Annotated in this window: 19 protein-coding genes, 4 tRNA genes and 1 pseudogene; 9 read left to right on the forward strand and 15 right to left on the reverse strand. The window is 40.5% G+C overall.

The genetic code is table 11. The features are described from left to right. Positions 1–316: pseudogene (locus tag A2003_RS11005) on the forward strand (penicillin-binding protein); the annotation flags it as partial. Positions 317–330: 14 nt separating this feature from the next. On the opposite strand, the gene A2003_RS11010 reads toward A2003_RS11005, so the two are convergent. The 8 genes from A2003_RS11010 to A2003_RS11045 all read right to left on the reverse strand — a co-directional run bounded on the left by A2003_RS11010 (position 331) and on the right by A2003_RS11045 (position 9531). After that, a complete protein-coding gene (locus A2003_RS11010) occupies positions 331–1149 on the reverse strand; it encodes a putative RNA methyltransferase (RefSeq protein ID WP_286687363.1) in 819 nt (272 codons plus the stop codon). A gap of 54 nt (positions 1150–1203) precedes the next feature. Continuing rightward, entirely contained in the window at positions 1204–2322 is a 1119-nt protein-coding gene (gene mraY / locus A2003_RS11015) for a phospho-N-acetylmuramoyl-pentapeptide-transferase (protein WP_004909640.1), read from the reverse strand. Next, positions 2323–3720, reverse strand: coding sequence for a UDP-N-acetylmuramoyl-tripeptide--D-alanyl-D-alanine ligase (locus A2003_RS11020; protein WP_262579052.1), 1398 nt, complete (start codon positions 3718–3720; stop codon positions 2323–2325). It lies immediately after the preceding gene. A gap of 8 nt (positions 3721–3728) precedes the next feature. Further along, entirely contained in the window at positions 3729–5228 is a 1500-nt protein-coding gene (locus tag A2003_RS11025) for a UDP-N-acetylmuramoyl-L-alanyl-D-glutamate--2,6-diaminopimelate ligase (protein WP_286687364.1), read from the reverse strand. A 3-nt stretch (positions 5229–5231) separates the two neighbouring features. Beyond that, positions 5232–7064, reverse strand: coding sequence for a penicillin-binding protein PBP3 (ftsI, locus tag A2003_RS11030; protein ID WP_004964619.1), 1833 nt, complete (start codon positions 7062–7064; stop codon positions 5232–5234). A gap of 10 nt (positions 7065–7074) precedes the next feature. After that, positions 7075–7413 (reverse strand): cell division protein FtsL, encoded by a 339-nt coding sequence (gene ftsL / locus A2003_RS11035; RefSeq protein WP_004951532.1) that lies wholly within the window; start codon positions 7411–7413, stop codon positions 7075–7077. 2 nt (positions 7414–7415) lie between these two features. Beyond that, a complete protein-coding gene (gene rsmH, locus A2003_RS11040) occupies positions 7416–8336 on the reverse strand; it encodes a 16S rRNA (cytosine(1402)-N(4))-methyltransferase RsmH (RefSeq protein ID WP_039046934.1) in 921 nt (306 codons plus the stop codon). Positions 8337–8535: 199 nt separating this feature from the next. After that, on the reverse strand, positions 8536–9531 hold the full coding sequence (locus A2003_RS11045) for a sulfate ABC transporter substrate-binding protein (protein WP_286687365.1): 996 nt from the start codon (positions 9529–9531) through the stop codon (positions 8536–8538). 457 nt (positions 9532–9988) lie between these two features. Here A2003_RS11045 and A2003_RS11050 point away from each other — a divergent pair, with 457 nt between their 5' ends. The 7 genes from A2003_RS11050 to A2003_RS11080 all read left to right on the forward strand — a co-directional run bounded on the left by A2003_RS11050 (position 9989) and on the right by A2003_RS11080 (position 13999). Then, positions 9989–10228, forward strand: coding sequence for a DUF4179 domain-containing protein (locus A2003_RS11050; RefSeq protein WP_436668766.1), 240 nt, complete (start codon positions 9989–9991; stop codon positions 10226–10228). A 105-nt stretch (positions 10229–10333) separates the two neighbouring features. Beyond that, on the forward strand, positions 10334–11842 hold the full coding sequence (gene gltX / locus A2003_RS11055) for a glutamate--tRNA ligase (RefSeq protein ID WP_087539649.1): 1509 nt from the start codon (positions 10334–10336) through the stop codon (positions 11840–11842). Between the two features lie 58 nt (positions 11843–11900). Beyond that, positions 11901–11976: transfer RNA gene (locus A2003_RS11060), tRNA-Ala, on the forward strand. A gap of 22 nt (positions 11977–11998) precedes the next feature. Further along, positions 11999–12074: transfer RNA gene (locus tag A2003_RS11065), tRNA-Glu, on the forward strand. Positions 12075–12186: 112 nt separating this feature from the next. Next, a complete protein-coding gene (locus A2003_RS11070; protein WP_004909664.1) occupies positions 12187–13593 on the forward strand; it encodes an amino acid permease in 1407 nt (468 codons plus the stop codon). A gap of 217 nt (positions 13594–13810) precedes the next feature. Further along, positions 13811–13886, forward strand: a tRNA-Glu gene (locus A2003_RS11075). A gap of 37 nt (positions 13887–13923) precedes the next feature. After that, positions 13924–13999, forward strand: a tRNA-Glu gene (locus A2003_RS11080). A 38-nt stretch (positions 14000–14037) separates the two neighbouring features. Here the strand turns inward: A2003_RS11080 and A2003_RS11085 are convergent. Continuing rightward, positions 14038–14970: a hypothetical protein gene (locus tag A2003_RS11085; RefSeq protein ID WP_502685961.1), complete on the reverse strand. Its 933-nt coding sequence runs from the start codon at positions 14968–14970 to the stop codon at positions 14038–14040. 176 nt (positions 14971–15146) lie between these two features. Further along, positions 15147–16769 (reverse strand): hypothetical protein, encoded by a 1623-nt coding sequence (locus tag A2003_RS11090; protein WP_286687367.1) that lies wholly within the window; start codon positions 16767–16769, stop codon positions 15147–15149. A 232-nt stretch (positions 16770–17001) separates the two neighbouring features. Here A2003_RS11090 and A2003_RS11095 point away from each other — a divergent pair, with 232 nt between their 5' ends. Next, complete coding sequence (locus A2003_RS11095; protein ID WP_004909706.1) at positions 17002–17340, forward strand: hypothetical protein; 339 nt, start codon at positions 17002–17004, stop codon at positions 17338–17340. 28 nt (positions 17341–17368) lie between these two features. Here A2003_RS11095 and A2003_RS11100 read toward each other — a convergent pair whose 3' ends face one another. From A2003_RS11100 to A2003_RS11120, 5 genes are all read right to left on the reverse strand, one after another. Beyond that, a complete protein-coding gene (locus tag A2003_RS11100; protein WP_286687368.1) occupies positions 17369–18304 on the reverse strand; it encodes a cation diffusion facilitator family transporter in 936 nt (311 codons plus the stop codon). Between the two features lie 127 nt (positions 18305–18431). Beyond that, the gene (locus A2003_RS11105) at positions 18432–21596 is read right to left on the reverse strand and encodes an efflux RND transporter permease subunit (protein ID WP_234856573.1); all 3165 of its coding nucleotides are present in this window, start codon (positions 21594–21596) and stop codon (positions 18432–18434) included. Further along, entirely contained in the window at positions 21586–22818 is a 1233-nt protein-coding gene (locus A2003_RS11110) for an efflux RND transporter periplasmic adaptor subunit (protein ID WP_286687369.1), read from the reverse strand. Before A2003_RS11110 ends, A2003_RS11105 begins: the two co-directional genes overlap by 11 nt. Positions 22819–22820: 2 nt before the next feature. Further along, positions 22821–24248, reverse strand: coding sequence for a TolC family protein (locus A2003_RS11115; RefSeq protein WP_286687370.1), 1428 nt, complete (start codon positions 24246–24248; stop codon positions 22821–22823). A gap of 56 nt (positions 24249–24304) precedes the next feature. Further along, on the reverse strand, positions 24305–24700 hold the full coding sequence (locus tag A2003_RS11120) for a cation efflux protein, CzcI-like (protein ID WP_286687371.1): 396 nt from the start codon (positions 24698–24700) through the stop codon (positions 24305–24307). Positions 24701–24744: the final 44 nt, after the last annotated feature.

Genomic DNA, 24744 nt, shown 5'->3' on the forward strand with positions numbered 1-24744 from the left:
GTCATGGGTACATTTAGATAAAAATGTTAAAGATCCAATTTCACGCGATAAACTACAGATCCAATCAACTGAAGATAAAAAAGAGTATCGTGCCGCTCCACCATTGGCTCGACCATTGTATCGCCCAGAACCGACACCACAAACACGCTCTGTTGAGAATGATTTTTCTGATTTACCAGGAACAAATTCCTCTGGTGAAGAACAAATTATTGTTCCAGCAAATAGACAACCACCTCCAATGAATAATGATTCACAAAACCCCGCGCCTAAAAAGGAAAGGGATGGAATTGAAAACCTAATTAATCAAATACAATAATTCATTCGAAGCCATCAATTTGATGGCTTCTTTCTTTTCTGAAATAAATAAATCTGAAAAGCAGCCGTAACCTCAAATTCATTTTGTTGCTCTAATTGTGCTCTACGCTCAGGATTTGCCTTATAAGCATAAGGAGTCATCGCAATAAGATTCTTCAAATCTTGTTGTTCCAATCGCAGTGACGCTTCTATAACCTGTGCTTGCTTTAAATCAAATTCATCATTTAACTGATCGACGAATTTTTGTGGTTCATGCAAATTCACTTGTTCAAATAATGCTTCTCGCAATGCAAACAAGTGCTTCGGTGCAGGCGTTACTACAATCAAATATCCTTCTGGTTTTAATACCCGCCCAATTTCACTTTGCGGGATGGGACTAAAAAGACTGCTACAAAAATCAATTACAGAGTCCCTCACTGGCAATGTAGCACCTGTGCCAACAACCCATGTGACTTTATTATTCAGTTTTGCAGCTCGTTGTACTGCTGTTTTTGCAATATCAACACCGATACAGACTTTTGCACAACCTTGCATTGCACTTGTGTAATAGCCTTCACCACACCCAATATCCAAAATAGAACTGGGCTGCAATGTTTGTAGCAACTCAACAACAGCGTTTTGAAGAGGTGCATAAAAACCTTTTTGCAAGAATTCACGTCTAGCCAAAACTGATTCTGCTGTATCCCCTGGGCTTTTACTATGTTTATGCTGTACCACATGCAAATTGACATAGCCTTGCTTAGCAACATCATAATGATGTCCATTTTCACATTGCCATGAGTTTTCAACCAAATCCAATGAGTGTCGACAGACAGGACACATCAGCAAACTCATTTATTTTCTCCAAAAAAAAAGCCGGTATCCACCAGCTTTTTTGTGAATTTTCGCTTAACGTAATTTTAACGTCATCAACCCTAATACAACGAGGAAAATCGTAATAATCCAGAAACGGATAACAACTTGCGTTTCTTTCCAACCTTGCTTTTCATAATGATGGTGTAAAGGTGCCATCAAGAACACACGCTTATTCCGCATGCGTAAGGATCCGATTTGTAAGAAAACTGAAACAGCTTCCATTACGAAAACACCACCCATAATAGCAAAAACAATTTCTTGTCGAACCATCACAGCGATTGTACCCAACATTGCACCTAGTGCTAATGCTCCTACATCACCCATAAAGACTTGTGCAGGGTGTGCATTATACCAAAGGAAAGCTAAGCCAGCACCGATCATTGCTGAACAGATCACCACGAGCTCTGAAGTATATTTTACATACGGAATATGCAAATAATTGGCAAAACGAATATCACCTGACAAATAAGCAAACACGCCTAAACCTGCAGCAACCATAACAACTGGCATAATCGCTAATCCATCTAAACCATCAGTTAGATTGACGGCATTCGACGCTCCATTGATGACCAAATAAGTAAATACGATGAATGCTAATCCAAAAGGAACAACTGAAAGTGGGATCGAAAGATTCTTAAAGAATGGAATAAGCAAATCCAGCATATTTGCTGTATGCACAACACTATCTTGTTGCTTTGCAATAACATACAACGCAACACCTGCTCCTAAAGATGCTACCGAAGTCCAAAAGAACTTCTTACGAGCAGGCAAACCAGCGTTATCTTTATAACGGATTTTAATCCAGTCATCAGCCCAACCAACAGCACCAAAAACAACCATGACACCTAGGACAATCCAAACATAAGGATTTGAAAGATCAGCCCACAATAGCGTACTAATTCCAATTGAAAGCAGAATCAGGATTCCCCCCATCGTTGGCGTACCCATTTTTTTAGCATGGTTTTCTGGAGCAAACGAGCTAACTGCCTGACCATATTTCAAAGCTTGTAGCTTGCGTATCATGATTGGTCCTAAAACCAAACCAATCATAAGCGCAGTTAACACGCTCAATAACGAGCGTAATGTTAAATAACGAACAACCTGAAATGAGCTGTTATAGCCCGCCAGTTGCTCAAATAACCATAACAACATTTAGATTTTCTCCATCAAATCAGCCATCAACGTTTCCATGTGGGTAAAACGAGACCCTTTAAAGAGGAAACTCATTGACTGGGGTTGATGTGTTTGAATTAACTGAATTAAAAATGGTAAAGCTTCTGCTTGTGTCGCAAAGGCGTGTAATTTTTCTGAGTGGGATGAACCTTGTAATGCGGCATTTGCATATTCACCCACTACAACAATTTGATCCAAGGCTAAAGCAGCTAAATCGCGACCTAAATCATGATGCTCTTGCCAACTACTATCACCTAACTCACCGATATCACCCATGACCATGACCTTGAGGCCTTGTTGTTGCAAAAGCACTTGGGCAGCAGCACGCATTGAAGTAGGATTCGCATTATAAGTGTCATCGATGAACAAATGGTTTTGATGTTGAATAAAATTCAAACGCCCTTTCGCACCCTGAGCCTGTTCCAAACCCTCTACGATATCATCTAGTTCGATACCAATTGCCAAAGCAAAGGCTGTAGCCGCCGTTGCATTTTGAACATTATGCTCACCAGCAAAAGGTAAATTAACTACACGCTGACCTTGTGGGGTATGTAAATTAAATCGAACAGATTGAGGCTTTAATTCGATCTCAGTCGCGTAAACATCACCACCTTGACCAAAGCTTAAATTTGAGTGTGCTTGAGCACTATTTCTAATGTTGGCAGTAAAATCATCAGCAGCAGGAACGATCGCTACTCCTTGAGGTAAAATGTGCGCATAGATCTCAGATTTAGCACGACAGATTCCTTCACGCCCTCCAAATTCACCTAAATGTGCAGTACCAATATTTAGGATTCCTGCGACATGAGGTTGAACCAAATTAGACGTATAATCAATCTCACCTTGGTGACTGGCACCTAATTCCATAACCGCGTATTGATGTTCTTTACGCAATTCAAGCAACATCATTGGAACGCCCAAATCGTTATTTAAATTACCACGTGTAATCAACGTCGGTGCCAAACGAGAGAGAATACTCCCGAGCATTTCCTTAGTTGTTGTCTTACCACTACTTCCAGTCAATGCGATCACTTTCAGATGTGCATTCTGTTTACGACGATAGGCTCCTAGATCACCCAAGGCTAAACGTGTATCTTTAACAACCAATTGCGCAATATCAACATCTATAGGACGTTCTACAATCGCAATTTGACAGCCTTGAGTCGCAACCTGAGCCACAAAATCATGAGCATCAAAACGCTCACCTTTCAGCGCAAGAAATACATCACCAACTTCTGCATGTCGTGAATCCGTCAAAATCCGCTTTATTGCACCTTGAGGAATATTGCCATGAAGCCATTCACCTTGAGTTGCTTCTTGTAATTGTTCTGGAGTCCAAGGCTCTAATGGAACTGTACTGGTTGTGGAGGTATGCATAATATTCCCTATTGCGCAGGATAAGCTGAATCTAAAACATGTGATTGTGCAGCGATTGCTGACTGTACTTCAACCACATCATCAAACCAATGTCTTACACCATCGATTTCTTGATAATTTTCATGTCCTTTACCCGCAATCACAACAATATCGCCTGCCTGTGCTTGCTTGACCACAAATTTAATTGCCTCACGGCGATCATGAATTTCATCTATTTGATGACCATCAAAATCAACACCATGCTTCATATCAGCAAAAATTTGTTCTGGATTCTCAGTTCGAGGATTATCTGAAGTCAGCACCACTGGATTGGCATGATCAAGGGCTGCCTGTGTCATCAGTGGGCGCTTTCCTCGATCTCTGTCTCCACCACAACCAAAAACAACCCAAAGTTGACCTGTGACGTGGCGTTTCAAAGTGGTCAACACTTGAATCAAAGCATCAGGTGTATGCGCATAATCCACCACAAATAAACGTTCATGGTCTTGGATCACCTGCATACGACCAGGTGCGCCTTTTAGTTCGGGTACAAATTTCACTAAGTCAGCAAGATCAAAACCTGCATACTCCGCAGCAATTAAGCTAGCTAAAAGATTTTCAACATTGAACTGACCCAGCAGTGGACTATTTACCGCATAACTTCCAACAGGGCTGATCAGCGTGAAACTTGCCCCACTCAGACGATACTGTAAATCAGCAATATGATAATCAGCAGAAGTTTGAGTTAAAGAATAAGTTAGAATTTTAGGTTGTGAAGGGTTGTTTTTTGCTGCTTTTAACATAATAGAAGCATATTGATCATCTAGATTAATCACGACCGCTTTTAAAGTAGCAAATTTAAATAGCAATGCTTTAGCTTCGGCATAAGCTTCTAAAGTGCCATGGTAATCCAAATGATCTCGACTCAAATTACTGTATACGGCAATTTCGATATCACAACCATTTAAACGACCTTGCTCTAAACCATGAGAACTCGCTTCAAGCGCAACAAATTTCGCACCTTGCTGCGCATAATCATGTAATGCAGTTTGCAACTGTAAGGCATCCAAGGTCGTATGTGTTGATGGTGTGAGATTAGGTAAAATCCCATTACCCGTCGTCCCCATAACAGCACACCCTAAACCTTGAGAACTAATTAACTCAGCCACCAAACGTGAAATTGTTGTTTTGCCATTTGTTCCCGTTACAGCAACGCCCCGTAATGCTTGTACAGGCTCACACGCTTGTAGATACTGCTTTTGCCATTCACCCATCAGATAACGTACTTGGGGACACACCCACTCATTCTTTAAGCCTAAAGCACTTTCGCTAATCACAGCCAACGCACCTGAATCTAGAGCTTTTTGGGCAAACTCAATGGTCTTTTCAGGCTGGCTATAGCTATTTAGTGCGATAAAGATCTGCCCAGAGGCGACCTTGCGGCTATCCAAACAAAAGCCATTGAATGGCTGTAAAACCCAAACCGCATCGATATTAACTGGGTGTATCTGCTGAAAAGTAATCGACATAATCTACCTACGGATTGGATTTTGAGGAGTATCAAGAGGTTTATCTAAAGGAACATTTAATAAGCGCAATGACTCTTGCATGATTCGAGCAAAAACAGGAGCAGCTACAAGACCACCATAATAGCGTCCCTGTGGATTCTCAACGACAATAATCATAGCAAGCCGAGGATCACTGACTGGTGCAACACCTGCAAACAAGGCACGATATTCATTATTGGAATAGCCTTTACGGTCTGCACGTAATTTATGTGCTGTACCTGTTTTACCACCAACACGATATCCTGGAATGTTGGCTTGTAATGCAGTACCACCTGGCATCGTCACCTGCTCTAACATCAACAAAACTTGATCTGCAATTTTAGGATCAAGCACCTGTTTTCCTTCAGGTGCTTTATCTAACTTACGCAGACTGAGTGGCATTTCAACCCCATGATTTGCCAACATTGCATAGCCTTGAGCTAACTGCAAAATAGTCGCATTCAATCCGTAACCATAAGCCATGGTTCCTAATTGAGAAGGATTTAATTTATCTCCAGAATAAAGTAAACCAGCACTCTCACCAGGGAATTTAACGTCAGAACGATGACCAAATCCAACACGACGGAAGAATGAAGGTAGAGCGTCTTTAGGCAGAGATAGCGCTAATTTTGCGGAACCAACGTTAGAAGATTTAACAATAATACCTGTCAGTGTTAAAGCACCATAATTATGGGTATCACGAATGGTATGCCAACCTAAACGCATGGTTCCTGGCGCAGTATTTACAATCGTATTTGGTGTGTATTTACCACTTTCTAATGCTGCGGCAACCGTAAAAGGTTTCATCGTTGAACCCGGTTCGAACATATCGATCGCACCACGGTTACGCATCGCATCTTTATTGGCTAAACCATTTTTATCATTCGGGTTATAAGACGGCCAACTGGTCATTGCCAAGATTTCACCCGTTTTTACATCTACAGCGATTGCCGTCGCAGAACGTGCATTATTGGCAACACCTGCTGCAGTCAATTCTCGATACATGATGTACTGTAGGCGAGAGTCGATGCTTAGTGTGATATTTTCACCTGACTCAACTTCTTTGATAACTTCTGAAACTTTTAAGCGATTACCTTTTTTATCACGGATGATTTTCTGCTCACCGTCCATTCCAGATAATTGCTTATTCAATTGCATCTCTAAGCCTTCAATCCCTTTACCTTCACTATTGGTTAAACCAATAATTTGCGCATTGGGTTGAGGTTGTGGATAGTAACGCTTATAACTTTTCTCAGCATAAACACCCTGAAAGTTACGTTTAACAATTAAATCAGCTTGTTGAGGCGGAATTTCTTTTTGTAGAACTAAATAGCGTGAACGAGGTCGATCATTCATCTGCTTTCTTAAATCTTTACGATCAATACCAACAGCGTCTGCTAATTCGTCTAAATTTAAGTTTTTATCAGGTAGCTGGCGTTTGAGTTTACGATTAGTTGGGTCTTTTTGGAGTTCAGCTGTAATTTCATCATAAAGATGCTTCGCCTCCCAATAATCACGTGGATCAATCACAATTTTCATGATGGGTGTGCTAATCGCCAAAGGCACACCATGACGATCACTAATTACACCTCGCATTGCCTCTAGGCGTTCAGTCCGCAAAATATTTGCATTGGCTTTATTTTGTAAAAAGTCTTTATTAACGACCTGCACATAAAATGCACGCGCAACCAAGACAACAAAGCACAGTAGCACCGTTCCCCAAAGCAGGTAAAAGCGCCACATATCCAAAGCTAAAGTTGGCTTTTCTGAGATAGACTGCTGTTTTTTACGTATTGGTTTACTTCGCTTATCTGCCATACAGCATGCCTTATTTATCTTGCTTTGTAGTCATAGGTAAAGAAATCACAACGGTTTGCGCAGCTGGAGGTGAAAACATACGCAATTGCGTTACTGCACGTGAACCAATCTGTGCAGTTGCACCAAAGGTTTGTTGCTCGATCAGCAAACGCCCCCATTCAGCATTTAAATCGTCTCTTTCACGCATATAAGCACTCAGGTCACGATAATCATGTCGATATTCGAACACCTGAAATACCACCATCATGGCGCTGATAAATACTGATGCAACTAACACCGCATAAACAACAACTTTTTTTAGACCTTTTTTGGTGTTCGATACAACTTCGTCATCATTTTTGTTGTTCATTGTTAGCCTTTCTTTTCTAAGCGCTCTGCCACGCGCAACCAAGCACTACGCGAACGAGGATTTGCTTTTACTTCTGCTTCACTCGCACGAATTCGAGAAACCTTCTTCAAACGACGGGTATCAATCTGAGCTTGAGGCATACCCCAGCCCGTATCCTCCGCTAAAGTAGATTCTTTTTGGATAAACTGCTTAATTAAGCGGTCTTCTAAAGAATGGAAGCTAATCACAGCCAACTGTCCTTTAGGTTTGAGTAATTCTACAGCTTGCGGCAAAAATATCTCAATATCTTCTAGTTCTTTGTTAATTGCGATACGGATTGCCTGAAAAGTCCGTGTTGCAGGATGCTTATGCTTCTCCCATTTAGGATGCGCAGTTTTCACCAATTCGGCTAATTGTGCAGTAGTTGTAAGCTCTCCTGCTTGTTTAATCGCTTTAGCAATACGGCGGCTATAACGCTCTTCACCATATTGATAAATAATATTCGCTAATTTTTCTTCTTCAATTTCTAGTAACCACTCGGCTGCTGTAGGACCCTTTGAATTATCCATACGCATATCCAATGGTCCATTTTGCATAAAACTGAAGCCACGCTCTGCTTGATCTAACTGAGGAGAAGAGACTCCAAGATCTGCCATAACGCCATCGACTTCAGTAATCCCAATATTCGCTAATTCAGATTGAAGATCAGCAAAACTGGCATGAATAATTTTAAAACGTGGATCTTCTTGTTCTAATTGCGCAGCAACTTCTAGCGCTTGAGGATCTTTATCAAATGCATAAACTCGTGCATTTTGATCTAATTTAGAAAGCAAAAGTTTAGTATGACCACCTCGACCGAACGTGGCATCAACATAAATGCCAGTATCGCGACCTGCCAATACGCCATCAACGGTTTCATGAAGTAAGACAGAAATATGCGACATAAGAAATGAATCAACAGCTAAAAATGTAACTGCACATTATCACCTTGTTTTATGCTAGTACCAAACGACTTTTTGTAGAGAATTCTTAACTTTCCATAGATAAAACCGTTTTCTTGTCATTTTTCATCCAATAAAAAAGCAAATACACGACATATTTGCTTTTCACGACTAACTAGAGAGCTGATATAACTTTATTGAGCTAAGGTTTCTCAGCATAAATCTGATCAAAAATCGCCCCATTCACAAAATGAGTTTTTTGCGCCTTTGCCCAACCTCCAAACACATCCTGAATATTAAATAATTTGATCTTTGGAAACTGTTTTGCATATTTCGTAGCGACCTGTGGATTTCTCGGGCGGAAATAATGTTTTGCAGCTAACTCTTGTCCTAGGGGTGAATAAAGGAAATTGAGATATCCACGCGCCAAATTACGATTACCATCCTTTTCCACCGTTTTATCAACGATCGCAACTGAAGGTTCCGCCAAGATCGAAATAGATGGATAAACAATTTCGAATTTGTCTTTGCCTAACCCTTGTGTCGCTAAAAGTGCTTCATTTTCCCATGATAACAATACATCTCCAATTCCACGCTCTGCGAAGGTTGTTAATGAGCCTCGAGCACCAGAGTCTAAAACTTTGACATTTTGATAAAGTTTTTTTACCAACTCACGAGCTTTGGCATCATTTCCATTTGGCTGTTTTAAAGCATATCCCCAAGCAGATAAATAAATCCAACGTGAAGCACCACCAGTTTTAGGATTTGGAGTGATGATTTCGACTCCTTCTCGGGTCAAATCATTCCAATCACGAATATTTTTGGGATTACCCTTTCGGACTAAAAAAACAACAGTTGAGGTATAAGGTGCAGAATTATTTTTAAACTGTTTCTGCCAATCTTTACGAATTAATCCTGCATTCGCAATCTCATCGATATCATTAGCTAATGCCAAAGTTACAACATCGGCCTGTAAGCCATCAATCACAGAGCGTGCTTGCTTGCCCGATCCACCATGTGATTGCTTAAATTCGACTTCCTGCCCTGTTTTACTTTTCCAGTATTTGCCAAAAGCTTGATTATATTCTTGATAAAATTCACGTGTTGGATCATAAGACACATTCAAGAAAGAAGTTGCTGCATGGGCACTCCCCCATAATCCAAATATAAATGCAACTGATGTGAATACACGCTTCATATTTATAACAACCTTATTTTTACTATTTATAGCACTATATTTTAATAAATATATTTTACAATCAATCAGTTATAATGTTTTCTTCTTTATTATTCAGTTTTTAATCTAAATCATTTTGATCCATACATCTAGATGAGGAATCGTATTAGCTTATTTAAAATTGAACGTTCTTCACGTTTTCTACATATTTGCTTGCTAAATTTGACTTGCAAACAAACTAGCCACAAGGCTATAAATATTGAGTAGAAATTTACTGGAAGCTTATCTTTTTTGTGAAAAGTGTGACGTAGTTCTACTTTTTTATTAAGATTTATGTTTGAATCGTATCATTAAAGCAATAGTATAGTTGTTTAGTTAGTCTTGTAGACTCGGAAGTAATAAGGGAATGTTAGCAATGCGAGCATTAAAATTGAAAAAAATGATATGCTTAAGCCTATTTTTAGCTTGTTCAGTACAAATGGGACACACTGCTGCTATCAAAGAAAGCAACAACATAAAAACTGTAGACAAATCTTCTTCTTTAATTGTCAAAGCACTAGATCAGCAAAAACGTAATACATCGATGATCCCGTCGAGCAATGATGAACTTAAAATGTTGAATACGATTCGTACAACACCAACGCAAAACTTCTTTGCTACACAGCACGAACGTTTTTCACGCTTTGTCCAAACCATTTTCCAACCGCATAATTCTTAATTCTTTAAATATGTAACCCCTAACATGTTTAAATGCGCCTAGTCATTCCGTGACTAGGCTTTTTCGTTATAATAGTTTCAATTCTAATTTTAAATTCGATCACTTATGAAAGTCCGTACTCGTATTGCTCCCTCTCCTACTGGTTTCCCTCATGTAGGAACTGCATATATCGCTCTCTTTAACCTATGCTTTGCGAAACAGCATGGCGGTGAGTTTATTTTACGCATCGAAGATACGGATCAACTTCGTTCAACCCCAGAATCTGAAAAAATGATTTTAGATTCTTTACGTTGGCTTGGACTTAACTGGTCAGAAGGTCCTGATGTTGGTGGACCACATGCACCGTATCGCCAATCAGAACGTATGGGTATCTACAAACAATACGCACTTGAATTAGTGGAAAAAGGTCATGCTTTTTACTGTTTTGCGACAGCAGAAGAACTCGACCAAATGCGTGCTGAACAACAAGCACGTGGTGAAACACCTAAATATGATGGACGTGGCTTAAAATTAACTCAAGAAGAAGTACAACGTCGTCTTGCAGCTGGTGAACCTCATGTCATTCGCATGAAAGTTCCAGAAGAGGGTGTCTGTAAAATCAATGACCTATTACGTGGTGAAGTTGAAATTCCTTGGGCACAAGTAGACATGCAAGTGCTATTGAAAACTGATGGCTTACCAACCTACCACCTTGCAAATGTTGTTGATGACCATTTAATGGAAATCACTCACGTTTTACGTGGTGAGGAATGGCTACCATCTGCACCTAAGCACCAATTGCTTTACCAATACTTTGGTTGGGACATGCCAACGCTTTGTCACATGCCTTTACTTCGTAATCCAGACAAGTCAAAGCTCTCTAAACGTAAAAATCCAACATCTATCAACTACTATCGTGACATTGGTGTATTGCCAGAGGCGTTGCTCAACTATTTAGGGCGCATGGGTTGGTCTATGCCTGACGAACGCGAAGTCTTTACACTACAAGACATGATTGAAAACTTTGATGTGCAGCGTGTTTCACTTGGCGGACCAATTTTTGATGTAGAAAAACTCAATTGGCTTAATGGTCAATGGATCAAATCATTAACACCAGGACAACTCCTCGATCGTTTGTTGACATGGAAGTCTGATCGCCAAACACTTGAAGATATTGCAGCGGCGATTCAACCACGTATTAATCTTTTGTCTGAAGCTGTTAATTGGGCAGGTTTCTATTTTAACCATATGCCTCAAATCAACAAAGAGCAGTTTGAAAGCAAGAAATTGACAGAAGAACAAGTTCGTCAAAGCCTGCAATTTGCGATTTGGCGCTTAGAAAGCCAGTTCACATGGAACAATGAAACTGTCAGTCAAATTTTGATGGATTTGGCAAATCAAATGGAAATCAAACTACGTGATTTCATGCCTGCTTTCTTTATCGCAATAGCAGGCTCAACAAGTTCTACGCCTGTAATGCAAGCAATGGTGACTTTGGGTCCAGATTTAACTTTTGCTCGACTACGCCATGCTCTAGAGATCGTAGGTGCGCCTAGCAAGAAAGAACTGAAAGTGTGGGAAAAGTTAAATGAATCACTAAAATTGCCGAAAAATGATGCAAATAGTGAGACTTAAGTCCGTTTAATCATTGACGTGTGAGCGTAATCCACCTAATATTGCGCTCACACAAACTGGGGTCATAGCTCAGTTGGTAGAGCGCTACAATGGCATTGTAGAGGTCAGCAGTTCGATCCTGCTTGGCTCCACCAAACATTTTGTGTTGCCTCATCTGTCCCTATCGTCTAGAGGCCTAGGACATCGCCCTTTCACGGCGGTAACCGGGGTTCGAATCCCCGTAGGGACGCCAAATTCTTTTATCTAATAATTATATTTTTCTCTCAATCTTTCTCTTATTCAGATTGCACATTTCATAATTTTCCATAAAATAGCCGCTTCTCTATGCGTGGACAAATTGTCGTATGCAATCTTCCAACTCAAATTCGAATTCAGAATCAAAAACATTAAAACGTTCGATGAGCACGCGCCATTTAGTCATGCTATCTCTTGGCGGTGCAATTGGTACGGGCTTGTTTTTGGGTTCTGGTGAAGTAATCGCCCAAACTGGACCAATAGGTGCAATTATCGCCTACGTTTTGGGTGGATTGATCGCCTATATGGTGATGTTGTGCTTAGGTGAACTTGCAGTACATATGCCTGTCGCAGGATCATTTGGCGCATACGCTCAAAAATATATTGGTCCAGGCACAGGTTATATGATCTCATGGGTCTACTGGCTGACATGGACAGCAACATTAGGCACAGAATTTACTGCCGCAGCACTACTAATGCAAGAATGGTTTCCTCATATTTCTATGTGGATATGGACGATTATCTTTGCCGTAACTATTTTTGGACTCAACATGAGTTCAACACGCATTTTTGCTGAATCAGAATTTTGGCTGGCTTTAGTAAAAGTTGTTACAGTAATTGCCTTTATTCTTCTTGGTCTGCTGGCAATTTTTGGTTTAATCCCATTTAAAGGTTCTGAATCAGCACCTTTATTTCACAACTTAACTGCTCACGGTTGGTTCCCAGAAGGTCTTTTACCAATTTTCACCACGATGTTAATTGTGAATTTTGCCTTTTCAGGTACAGAACTGATCGGTGTCGCTGCTGGTGAAACAAAAGATCCTGCGGTGAATGTACCTAAAGCTATTAATGCGGCAATTTGGCGTCTGCTAATTTTCTTTGTTGGTACAATTATTGTAATCAGCGCATTATTACCATTCCAAATTGCAGGATTGGGTGGTGAAGGTGTCAGTAGCAGTCCTTTTGTTACCGTATTCAACTATATTGGCATTCCTTACGCAGATGACATTATTCGATTTGTCATTATCACTGCCCTTCTTTCTGCAGCAAACTCAGGTTTGTATGCAGCCTCTCGTATGATGTGGTCTTTGTCTGATCAACGTCAATTACCGAGAGTTTTTTCTAAACTGTCTAAAAGTGGCACGCCAATTATTGCACTTATCGTGACGATGTTTGGTGCTCTACCAGGATTATTATCTGAACATTTTGCACCTGAAACGATCTTTAAAAATCTACTTGGAATCGCTGCATTTACGATGGTGATCGTGTGGATGAGTATCTGCTGGAGTCAATTTAATTTTAGACGCCAATGGTATAAAGCTGGATACACAGCAAAAGATTTAAAATTTGCTGCTCCTCTTTATCCTATCGTTCCTATTTTAGGTTTTGTGTTCTGTTTCATTACTGGTTTAAGTATGGCAGCAGATCCTGAAATGCAGGCGGGCTTTATTGGTTGTTTATTATTCATTGCGGCATGTTACTTAAGTCACTACGTCTTTTATCGTGATCAAAAATAAGACGACAAACAAAAATGCAGCTTAAATAAGCTGCATTTTTTATTTAGGTATAAAAATCATCATCTAAATCGCATTTTATCTCTTAAATCCTTATTTTTGATTATTTATTCCACAATGCGCTTTATTTTTAAACATTCATTTATTTTTTTTAATTTTTCTTTAGAAAAGTGTTTGACACCCCACCTAATTCACCCTAATATACGCCCACCTCTGAAACGTCCCTATCGTCTAGAGGCCTAGGACATCGCCCTTTCACGGCGGTAACCGGGGTTCGAATCCCCGTAGGGACGCCAATATTTATTATTGTTTTCAGATGTATGCCTCATATAAGTCCCTATCGTCTAGAGGCCTAGGACATCGCCCTTTCACGGCGGTAACCGGGGTTCGAATCCCCGTAGGGACGCCAAATTCTAAAAAGCCACTGCATCGACAGTGGCTTTTTTATTATTCGCTTCCAATCCCAACTTGTACTTCTAAACGACCTGATTGTACACGCAAGCCTCGAATCTCGAATTGATCTACTAATTGCTGAACCAACTCTCGACTTTCTTGCAAAATGTTTAATCCCGGCAAAATACTAAAGTCAGTCAAACTCAATAATTTATCGACCATCCATGAACGGTTATTAATGAAATCAATAAATCCAGCTTCTTCAAGGTCGATATACCACAAGCGATGTCCCTCTTTTTGAATACCAGGTATATCGCGAACCAAATGATTAATCAGAAATGGAATCGGTAGGGAGTTAATCAGCTCAAAACTCACGTTGCCGACACGACGTGTTGCCCAATTCGTTAAAGTTCCACCATGACGAACTTGCAAATCAAGATGCTCATCGACCTGACGCAAGCGTAAATATTTTTCTTGTCCTATCCGACACTCTAAAACATTGAATTCAAGCGACAGACGATACAAAAAACGACGATAGTGCCCATCCAATTCGATATGAAAACGATCATTACCGCATTCGATTTTGATATCGTCGATTTCGGTACGGTCAATGCGTTTACGAATTTGATTATTGAGCAACATTTCAGGTAAATAAAGCGTTAAGCTACTTTTGCCTAAAGATGCTCTAGCCATGGCCAATGCAACCTGACGAGCAGCTTCACTGGTTTCCGAAACCATGTCTCGCACAGTATTGCGTACACCTTCCACACCACGTTTCGTATGATGTGTAACATGATCCAATGCATCTAATGCCGCATCCGCCACAACTGCGATATTTCGCGAGGTATCACTAGCAAATTCAACTGCATCTTGTGCATGTTGTAATGTCTTATTGATTAGCCGACGTGATAAAGATGGTTTCGCATTCACTTCATTGTCTGCAGGCATAATATCAAACATCGCCTTTTTATCATCTTGTCGATTCAAGATGCTCTCCCTCTTCCCTTTTTTACTGGCTCAATACGAATGAGCTGCGATCTGCTTTCTGAACTTATTAGACGTTTTTAAGTAGATTAGCATGCTATCTAGAGCAATTTGCGTATTTTTGTTGCACAGAAATAAATAATCCTGATCAACATTTAGCCCTAGATGGCGTCTAAATTCTACTCCTCATCTTTATGAACGATATTCAATTCATCCTGATCGATCTGCTGTTTCTGCTGCTCCAATAAAGCCTTATATTGTGCAAGCTCCTGTTGTATCGTGGCTATTTTGCTTGGAATGTCGTTATCGCTAAATGATCGACTTTCTCTTAAAGCAACCCATGCCGCTTGTATGTTTTCAAAATCATTTGTTTTCTCAAGCTTTGCTTGCATCCATTCCATCAATCTTTGTGCTCGACTCTGTCGCTCAAATTGGTAAGCAAACAGCGCACTCCACAAAGCTTGCTCAATCGGTTGTTTCAACAATGTTTGTTGTATTTGCTCAAAGAGCTTCAATTGCTGATCACAATATACCGTGAGGATATGCTCATAAAACCAATGTGCAAATTGAGCCATCTCATCTACAATTTTCTCACGTTGCACAAACAGCTGCTCTCGATCAGGATGTTGCTTATTCAAACGGAACTCACCGAAATATGCATTGGTCCCTTGATCTAAAATAAGTTGAATATCTGCTAAATCAAGCAGCTCTCCTAGACGACGTGTTGAAGAAGCCAATTGTTCGAGCAGCTGTAGTCGAGAAAAAGGATCAGATAATGTCTCGATTGATGCAGGATCAGCTTCCATTTCTAACCAAAATTTAGTCAATAATCCTGCATCATGATTTAAATAGTGCTGAAACTGCTCTTCTCCAATCCATCGTCTAAAGGATTGTTGCAGCGTAGCAGTCCGCTCTAAACTCGTTATAATTTGATCTGTACTGAGCAGTTGGGGTGCACTGGCTATCACATCTTTACTCAAAGGAATATTTAAGTCTTTTGCTCCAAAAATTCCTCCTAAAGTTTTACCTAGTGAGTTTAAACCACGCCCAACATCTGCAAATACATTGGTTTCTGCACTTCGTGATTCCAAGATCGCAGATGGTAGTAACCTCGAAATTGATTGGTCTAATATTTTGTTATAGCTCTTTTGATCTATTGGCTTTTCAAACCGACACAATAAATCAATCGCATGCTCAACATCGCTAATACCTTTTTTGTACTCAGACTGGTTTCGATGAATGAGACACTCGATGTAACTATAAAAGGCAACTTCATTACGTTGTGTTGATTGTTGTGCTGCCCATTCATACAATTCGATCGCCTTTGAATATTCGGCGGCTCCAGCATATGATTTAGCTAATGCTGTAGCGTGCTGAACTGTAGGATATTGCTGGTAAAAATATCTCAATAAATCCAATTTTGGCTGTTGATCCAAACATTGATCCAATTGCCTTAAATAATGATTAATTTGTTGCTGATTAGGTTCAGTCACTAAAAAATTAAGCTGATACTCTAGACATTGTTCATACCAAGCATGTTTTCGGGCATGAAACTCATAGGCAGGGATAAATTCGTTCTCGATCAACTGAATGAGTTGACGTGTATACAGGACATCTTCCTCAGTCTCTGAATGAAACTTCCATTGCTTGGGCAAAGACATCTTAAATAAGCGCAGCAAAAAGTTAGCACTCAGGTCTGGACTCTCCATACTCACCAACATCAATTTATCATGAGTGGAAAGATGCTCTTTACCTTTTTGAATGCGTGATAAACGTAATTTTAGAATTTTAGTCGATAACATACGTATTCTTCGAATAACTATTCGGTAACTCTTCAACTCAAATTAGCATGGCTGAATACTGCTTAGCGAATAGCTTTAGACGAAGTGCAAAATATATCAATCTAATTACCCAAACTGTTCTAGAATTGGCATACCTACAACTGAATCAGTAAATAAAACAATTTCATAGCCACAACATTTTAGCTTTTTCACAATTTTCGCTAAAATAAGCAAAACCCTATAGGATAAATCTATGCAATACCGTTGCCCTAAATGTCAAAGCGTGAAAATTATGCCTGTCAGTCAGGGTGCAAATAGCCCTCGTCCCAATGTACCTAAAAGCTTAGTATTATTAGTTCCAGCGATCTTTATTTTACTGATCCTTGTCTTAATTAGTATTGGGATGTGGATTTTTGGAAACGGTGCAGGACAAGGCTTACAAATTGCGACAGTTGCTGTATTTGCTGTGTGTGTAATTGCAGGTGTTCTATTTTGGCGTGATCTTCCAGATTTTAAAATTTCAATGCAAGCCTTTATGCAAGCGCAAAAGCATTGGAAATGTCGTGATTGTAACCACGAATGGCAGAATTAATTTAAAAAATAGAAAAGTTCACATCAGCTCAATGCTGATGTGAATGTTCTTGTTCGGCATGTTGATGCGTATGCTGGCAGTTCATTTCAGCATCATCTTCAATTTGTAATGTCACCTCAGCTATACCATGTTCATGTGCCAACATTTCGGTCGCAGCTTGATGTAATTGCTTACGATCAGCATTTGGTGCAAATAAATGTACGGTCAGATGAATATTCTTTGAGGTAATCGCCCAAACCTTAAGTTGATGAATACTCTCAACACCCTGTAACGCCAATAAGTCGTTACGCAGTTTTTCAATATCCACTTCTTCAGGTACACCTTCAAGGAGAATATTGATACTTTGACGAAGCAAAATCCAAGTTCTTGGTAACACCCAAAACCCAATTGCAACGGCAATAATCGTATCAACCCAATACCAATTGGTGTAGTAAATAATGACCGCACCAATCATCACACCAACTGAGCCAAGCGCATCACTTAACACTTCCAAATAAGCGCCTTTCATATTCAAACTTTCGGTTGCACTCGACATCAAAATCTTCATGGAAATAAGATTAATGACAAGACCCAAAGACGCAACGATAAGCATGCCTACACTCTGAATCTCAGGAGGTTGTGTAAATCGTTGATAAGCTTCGTAAAGGATATAGATTGCAACAAAAAATAGCATGGAAGCATTAAATAACGCCGCCAAGATTTCAAAACGCTGATAACCAAATGTGCGTTTATTATCTGCTGGACGTTTAGCGATTTTAATCGCAGCCAAAGCAATCGCGAGTGCTGCCGCATCAGTAAACATATGCGCTGCATCGGACAGCAATGCCAAACTTTGTGTAATTAAACCCGCAATAACTTCGACGATTAAAAATGTTGTTGTCAGCACCAACGCAATCGTCAATTTTTTTGCGTTGCCTTCAGTAACTACAGCATGACTATGATCATGCCCTTGATGTCCACTCATGTTGGACTCCTTATCATTATCGGCGTAAAACCCATAGGGGTTTTACAAGTCAGCCAAAGTTGAAATGCTTTGGCTGGTTTAGTTTCTTCTTAATAAAATGCTTTACTAAGAAGATAACATAAATAGATTAAATGGTGCTTTCCTGACTTTTGCTGGATTTCATCTCATTCATCCAACGATAAACGATTGGTAAAATGAGCAAGGTCAGTAAAGTTGATGAAATAATCCCACCAATCACCACAGTTGCTAAAGGACGTTGCACCTCTGCACCAGTACCAGTCGCAATTGCCATTGGAATAAAGCCAAGCGAAGCAACAAAAGCCGTCATTAATACAGGACGTAATCTTAAGATTGCTCCCTGCCATGTAGCTTTATGCACATCAAACTGCTCACGAAGTTCTTTAATAAAACTCAGCATCACAAGACCATTCAATACAGCGACACCTGACAGTGCGATGAATCCCACACCTGCCGACATTGACAGTGGAATATCTCGAAGCCAAAGTGCAACCAAACCACCAGACAATGCGAATGGCACGCCGCTAAAGACCAATAAACTTTCTTTAAAGTTATGGAACACAGCCATCAATAAAACAAAGATGGTAATTAACGCGAGTGGAATCACGATCTGCATACGTGCTGCAGCAGAAGCCAAATTCTCAAACTGCCCACCATATTCCAACCAATATCCCGCAGGCAAAGGTTGTTGTTTAAGGGTTGCTTGTAACTCTTGGACAAATGAACCCAAATCACGCCCTTCTACATTGGCAGTCACAATGACACGACGTTTACCATTTTCACGTCCGACCTGATTCATACCTGAAATGGTTTCCACCTTGGCAATATCTTGCAACTGAATCAAACCACCATTAGGCAATTGGATTGGTAGTTGAGCAAGGCTTTGTGCTGTACGTTGACTATCAGGTAAACGGATTTCAAAATCAAAACGGCGGTCACCTTGTAAAATCTGACCGACATTCTGACCACCAACACTCGCTGCAACAACATCTTGAATCGATTTCACAGATAAGCCATATTGCGCTGCAAGTGCATGATCGATATCCACATTCAATACAGGTAAACCACTGGTTTGTTCAACTTTGACCGCTGTTGCACCTGAGATCTTTTGTACTTTCTGAGCAATTGCTTGTGCTTGTGTATTGAGTACCTCCATATCATCGCCAAAAACTTTGATACCAACATCACTACGTACACCCGAAATCAACTCATTAAAACGAAGCTCAATCGGTTGTGAAAACTCACTATTGTTACCTGGAATATTTTCCAGAAATGCCTGCATCCGTGTTCGTAATTCATCAATGGTTTCTTTTGGATCTTCCCATTGATCACGTGGTTTTAATAAAATCACCGCATCGGAAATATTGGGTGGCATTACATCCGTTGCAACTTCAGCCGTACCTGTTCGAGCAAAAACAGCTTTAACTTCTGAGAAATTCTTTAAGATTAGTTTTTCAGTATTTTCCTGCATTCTTAAAGATTGTTCCAAACCTGTGCTTGGAGAGCGCATTTGCTGTAAAGCAAAATCCCCTTCACTCAATTGTGGCGCAAACTCACTACCAATTTGCGTGGTCAATACACCAGTCAAAACTAAAATACTCACCGCTAAAGTCACTACCACCATCTTAAATTGATATGCCCAATCTAGGATTTGTTGATATTTTCTTTTCAGCGCTTGCATCCAACGAGATTCTTTTTCTTTCACCTCACCTGTAATAAATAACGCCACAGCCGCTGGAACAAAAGTCACCGATAAGATCATGGCGCCAAGCAATGCCATCACCACGGTCATCGCCATTGGATGGAACATTTTTGCTTCTACACCTGTTAATGCAAAAATCGGCAAGTACACAACAATAATAATCGCCTGTCCAAACAGTAACGGCTTACGTGCTTGTTTGGCTGCAAGGAATACTTCTTTAAAGCGCTCACGACGTGTTAATAATCGACCTGCATGATGTTGTGCTTCTGCGAGCCGTCGAATACAGTTTTCGACAATCACCACTGCACCATCAACAATAATCCCGAAGTCCAATGCGCCTAGACTCATCAAATTGGCACTAATATTTTGCTCAGCCATTCCTGTTAAGGTAAACAACATCGAAAGCGGAATGACACAGGCCGTAATTAAAGCCGCACGGAAATTACCTAAGAAAACAAAGAGAATCACGATGACGAGGATCGCACCTTCAACTAAGTTCTTTTGAACAGTTTTAATGGCTTTATTGACTAAACTGGTACGATCATAAACCGTTTCAATTTCAACCCCTTTTGGCAAAGTCGGCTGAATTTCTTGGATTTTTGCATCTACCGCTTGGGCAACGGTACGACTGTTTTCGCCCATCATCATCATGGCGATACCTAATACCGTTTCTTCGCCATTATAGGTTGCAGCACCCGTACGTAAATCATGCCCAATCGCAACCGTTGCAATATCGGCTACACGTATGGGTAAACCATTTTTGACACTTACGGTAATATTTTGGATATCTTCAACAGTGCTCAACATGCCTGGAACACGGACAGTAAGCTGCTGACCATTTTCCTCAATAAATCCCGCACCACGGTTTTCATTATTTTCCTGTAGAGCTGTTTGAAACTCTGTCAGTGAAATTTGAAGCTGCTGCAAACGTTTTAAATCAGGAGAAACGATATAGGTTTTGTTATAACCGCCAATACTATTGATTTCAGCAACACCTTTCACTCGCTGCAATTGCGGACGCACAATCCAGTCTTGGATCTCGCGCAAATCCATAGCAGTATATGGCGTACCATCTTCTTTTTTGGCATCAGGTTTAGCTTTAATCACCCACTGGTAAATTTCGCCCAAGCCCGTAGAAACAGGTGACATGAGTGGATCAACTGCATCTGGCAACTGCCCATCGGCTTCTTGCAAACGTTGATTAATTAACTGTCTCGCCCAGTAAATATCAGTGCCATCTTTGAAAATAATAGTGACTTGCGATAAACCATAACGTGAAATCGAACGGGTTTGCTCTAAGTTTGGAATCCCTGCCATGGCAGTTTCAATCGGATAAGTAATCCGCTGTTCGACTTCCAGAGCTGTATAGCCATTGGCTTGGGTATTAATTTGCACTTGGGTATTGGTGATATCAGGCACTGCATCTATCGGCAGTTTTTGATAACTCCATACCCCAACCGCAATCCACGTCATTACAAACAACATGACCCAAATCGCATTACGGATCGCAAATTGAATAATGCGATCAAATAAACCCTCTGGCTTCGGCAATTGAGAGGAATTAGTGTCCATGTGCAGCCTCTCCTTTCTCAAGCTCTGATTTCAGCAAGAAGCTACCTTCAGCGACATAAGATTGACCTGCCGTTAAACCTTGGGTGATTTCAACCCATTGTCCATCTTGGGTACGCTGTCCAACTTGCACAGGTACTGCAACAAAATCAAAGCCTTTGTTTTGATTTGCTTTTGCAACAAAAACGGTATCTTTACCTTCAACCTGTTGAATCGCCTGTGCACTGACGCGGATGGCTGACTGTTTTGAGCCTGCTTGTAGCTCTACGTTCACCATCAAATTTGGACGTAATTCGGCTGCATTTGACAAAACTTTTGCACGCACTTGTAAACGCCCTGTTTGTGCATCGGCTTCAGTCGTAAGACTTTGAACTTGTGCGTTAAATTGATTGCCCGTTTGCAAAGATTTGAAGCGAATTTGTTGATTTGGCTGAACATTAACGTTCGCCACTGTTGGCATAACAAATTCCAACCAAAGTTGATCGAGTTGAACAATAGTGAACAACTGATCTGCAAGTTGGACATTTTCCCCAATCACAATATCTTTATTACTGATCACACCATTAATCGGTGCTGTCAAAGTGTAACGACCACTAGAATTCGAACCTGCACCAAAAGCTGTTAAACGTGAGCGAGCGGCTTGCACCTGAATTTGCGCTTGGCGATAGGCATTATAAGCACGCTGATAATCTTGTTTTGCAGAAATTCCCTGCGACCACAAACTGCGTTCACGTTCATAATCTTGTTTTGCCAAATCCAAATTTGTTTGCGCAATTTGTAAATTGGCTTGTTGATCGACTAAATCGGGTACCAACAAATTTGCTAGAGCTTGACCAAGTTTGACTTGCTGGCCCAATTCAACATACACAGACTCCACTCGCCCTGCAAAACTCGGCGAAACGTGTGCTTGTCGATCCGTATTGACCATTATTTTTGCTGGAAAGGTCTGAACTTGATTGACTGCACCCAAAGCAACTTGAGCAAGTTTAACGTTTTGCTGTTGCATTTGCTCATTGGTCAGAGTGAGTTTTTCCTCGTCTTCCGCCTGCTCTTTTTCACCTTCAGCACCTTCTTTTTCATTTTCTTGATGGGCATGCTCTTGCTCTGCATTCTCTGTGGTTTCAGCTTTTGAACCCCATAACACAGCTCCAGCAAGTATTCCTGTGACAACAATAATGATGCTAATCCAAACCCATTGAGAACGTGTTTTTAATGTGTTGCCCATGTTTATTCTCCTAATTGGTTTGGAAATGAATTACTTTGTTGCCAAACACGTTGATTCAATTGCATCAGTGCATCTTTGGCTGTGATTTGCTCGACAGGAAGACCCATACGCGCACTTTGAACTTCTACACTCAACTGCCATGCTTGTTTAAGGAGTTGTACTTTACGCAAGCGAACATCTTGTAATTGGGTGGTCGCTTGCTGCACGTCAGTCACAGCAAATTTACCAAGACGAAAACCTTCTAAGGTTTTTTGCTGAACTTGGGTTGCCAAGGGCACCTGCTGATCATTCAGTTGTTTAAATTGCATGTGTAAGCCACGTAATTCTGCAAGACGAACATCGATATCCATCTGATTTTGTTGACGGTAGAAACGCTGTTGCTGTTGAATCAGTGTTTGTTTGGCCTCTGCAATCTGAATAGCGTATTTTTGTGGATTAAAAATATTAAGAGGAATCTCAACGCCTAAACGAATTTGATTTTCAGTGTTTTGATCTGCTGATCGAGTCCGATTCACCCCTAAGGTCATAATCGGCTGAGGACGAGATTTTGCTTTGAGCTGCTCGATATTGGCTTGTTGACGTTGCGTTTCTAATTGCAAACTACGCTCAAACAAATTCTCAATGTTTTGTTCATCAGTCTTCACAGCTGTGGCTCTTGCCCAAAGCTCATTGACAGTTGGTGCAATCATAAATTGATTCGCATCACTGCCCCAGAAACTGGCTAATTGTTTCTGTGCGACTTGCAGCTGTAAATCAGCCTGCTGAAAAATACGCTGATTCTCTAAATGAGCCATACGCACACGTTCGACATCAACTTGAGCAATACTACCTGCCTGATAGCGTTTTAAAGTGGCATCTAAATTTTGCTGACTCACTTGCAACTGTTCTGCGATCAATGACTTTTCTAATTGGAATAACGCCACTTGCGACCATGCGTATTGCACAATCAAATCAAGCTCTGCATTGTAACGTTGCTGTTCTAAATCAACTTGAGTTGCCGAAAGTTGAGCGACTTTCTGTGCTGCGCGACGCTGACCAAAAAGATCCAAAGGTTGTGAAACACCAATTGCGAGCTCTTGATCTTTATTACTTTGTAAGCCTGTTTGTTCCACTGAAATACTTGGATTGGCCCATAAAGCACTTTGTTTGAGCTGTGCACTCGCCATCTGTTGTTGTGTTTGCCAACTCGACTGATTCGCTTGATAGCTACGAATCTGTTCAAGGATCTGATCAAAACTAGCATTTCTTTGCATAGCACGATTGGGTGACTGATTGGCATCCAACAATGACTCTGCTTGCACAGATTGATTAGAAATCACCATTGCCAGTGTTAGCAAAAGTACTGAACATTTTGATGAAAACGCATAAGCAGTTGGTTTTAGTGCATACGACCTATGCGTATTACTACGCTGATTAAAACTGGAAGACATAATGAAGCCCCGCAAATAAAGGAAAATTGCGGTGGGCTATTTTTCGGCTACCCCACCTATAGCGGGGTAAAAAGCGGCGGTGGGTTTAATCTAGATAAATGCGGGGATTGGTAGGAATTCGACCAAATATAATTCTGCTTAAATTCTTTGACTCTAAGCAAAGGTTCATCAAGTTGCTGCTGTGCTTCAATCATCACAACATGAAAACAATGATCATGGTGATCCTGTAAATTCAAAGACATCGGTAAATCAGAGGCTTCCTGATCGGAAACCACTGAATAATGAGTCGATGCAATAGAACTTTCTGGAACATGATGACCAAAGTGCGTAACCACGCTGCTATTTGTCGTATTGATATTTTCATGTCCACAATACGCAGCCGCCACGTTCCAAAGACTTTGAAACATGAACAAACTGAGCAAGACGGTAATAAAAATACTAGAACGCTGCAAAGGTTACTCTTTTAGATAAAAATTGCACAGATGAACTATAGCAA

The sequence above is a fragment of the Acinetobacter sp. GWC1_38_13 genome (assembly GCF_001767535.1).
Taxonomy (GTDB): Bacteria; Pseudomonadota; Gammaproteobacteria; order Pseudomonadales; family Moraxellaceae; genus Acinetobacter; species Acinetobacter junii.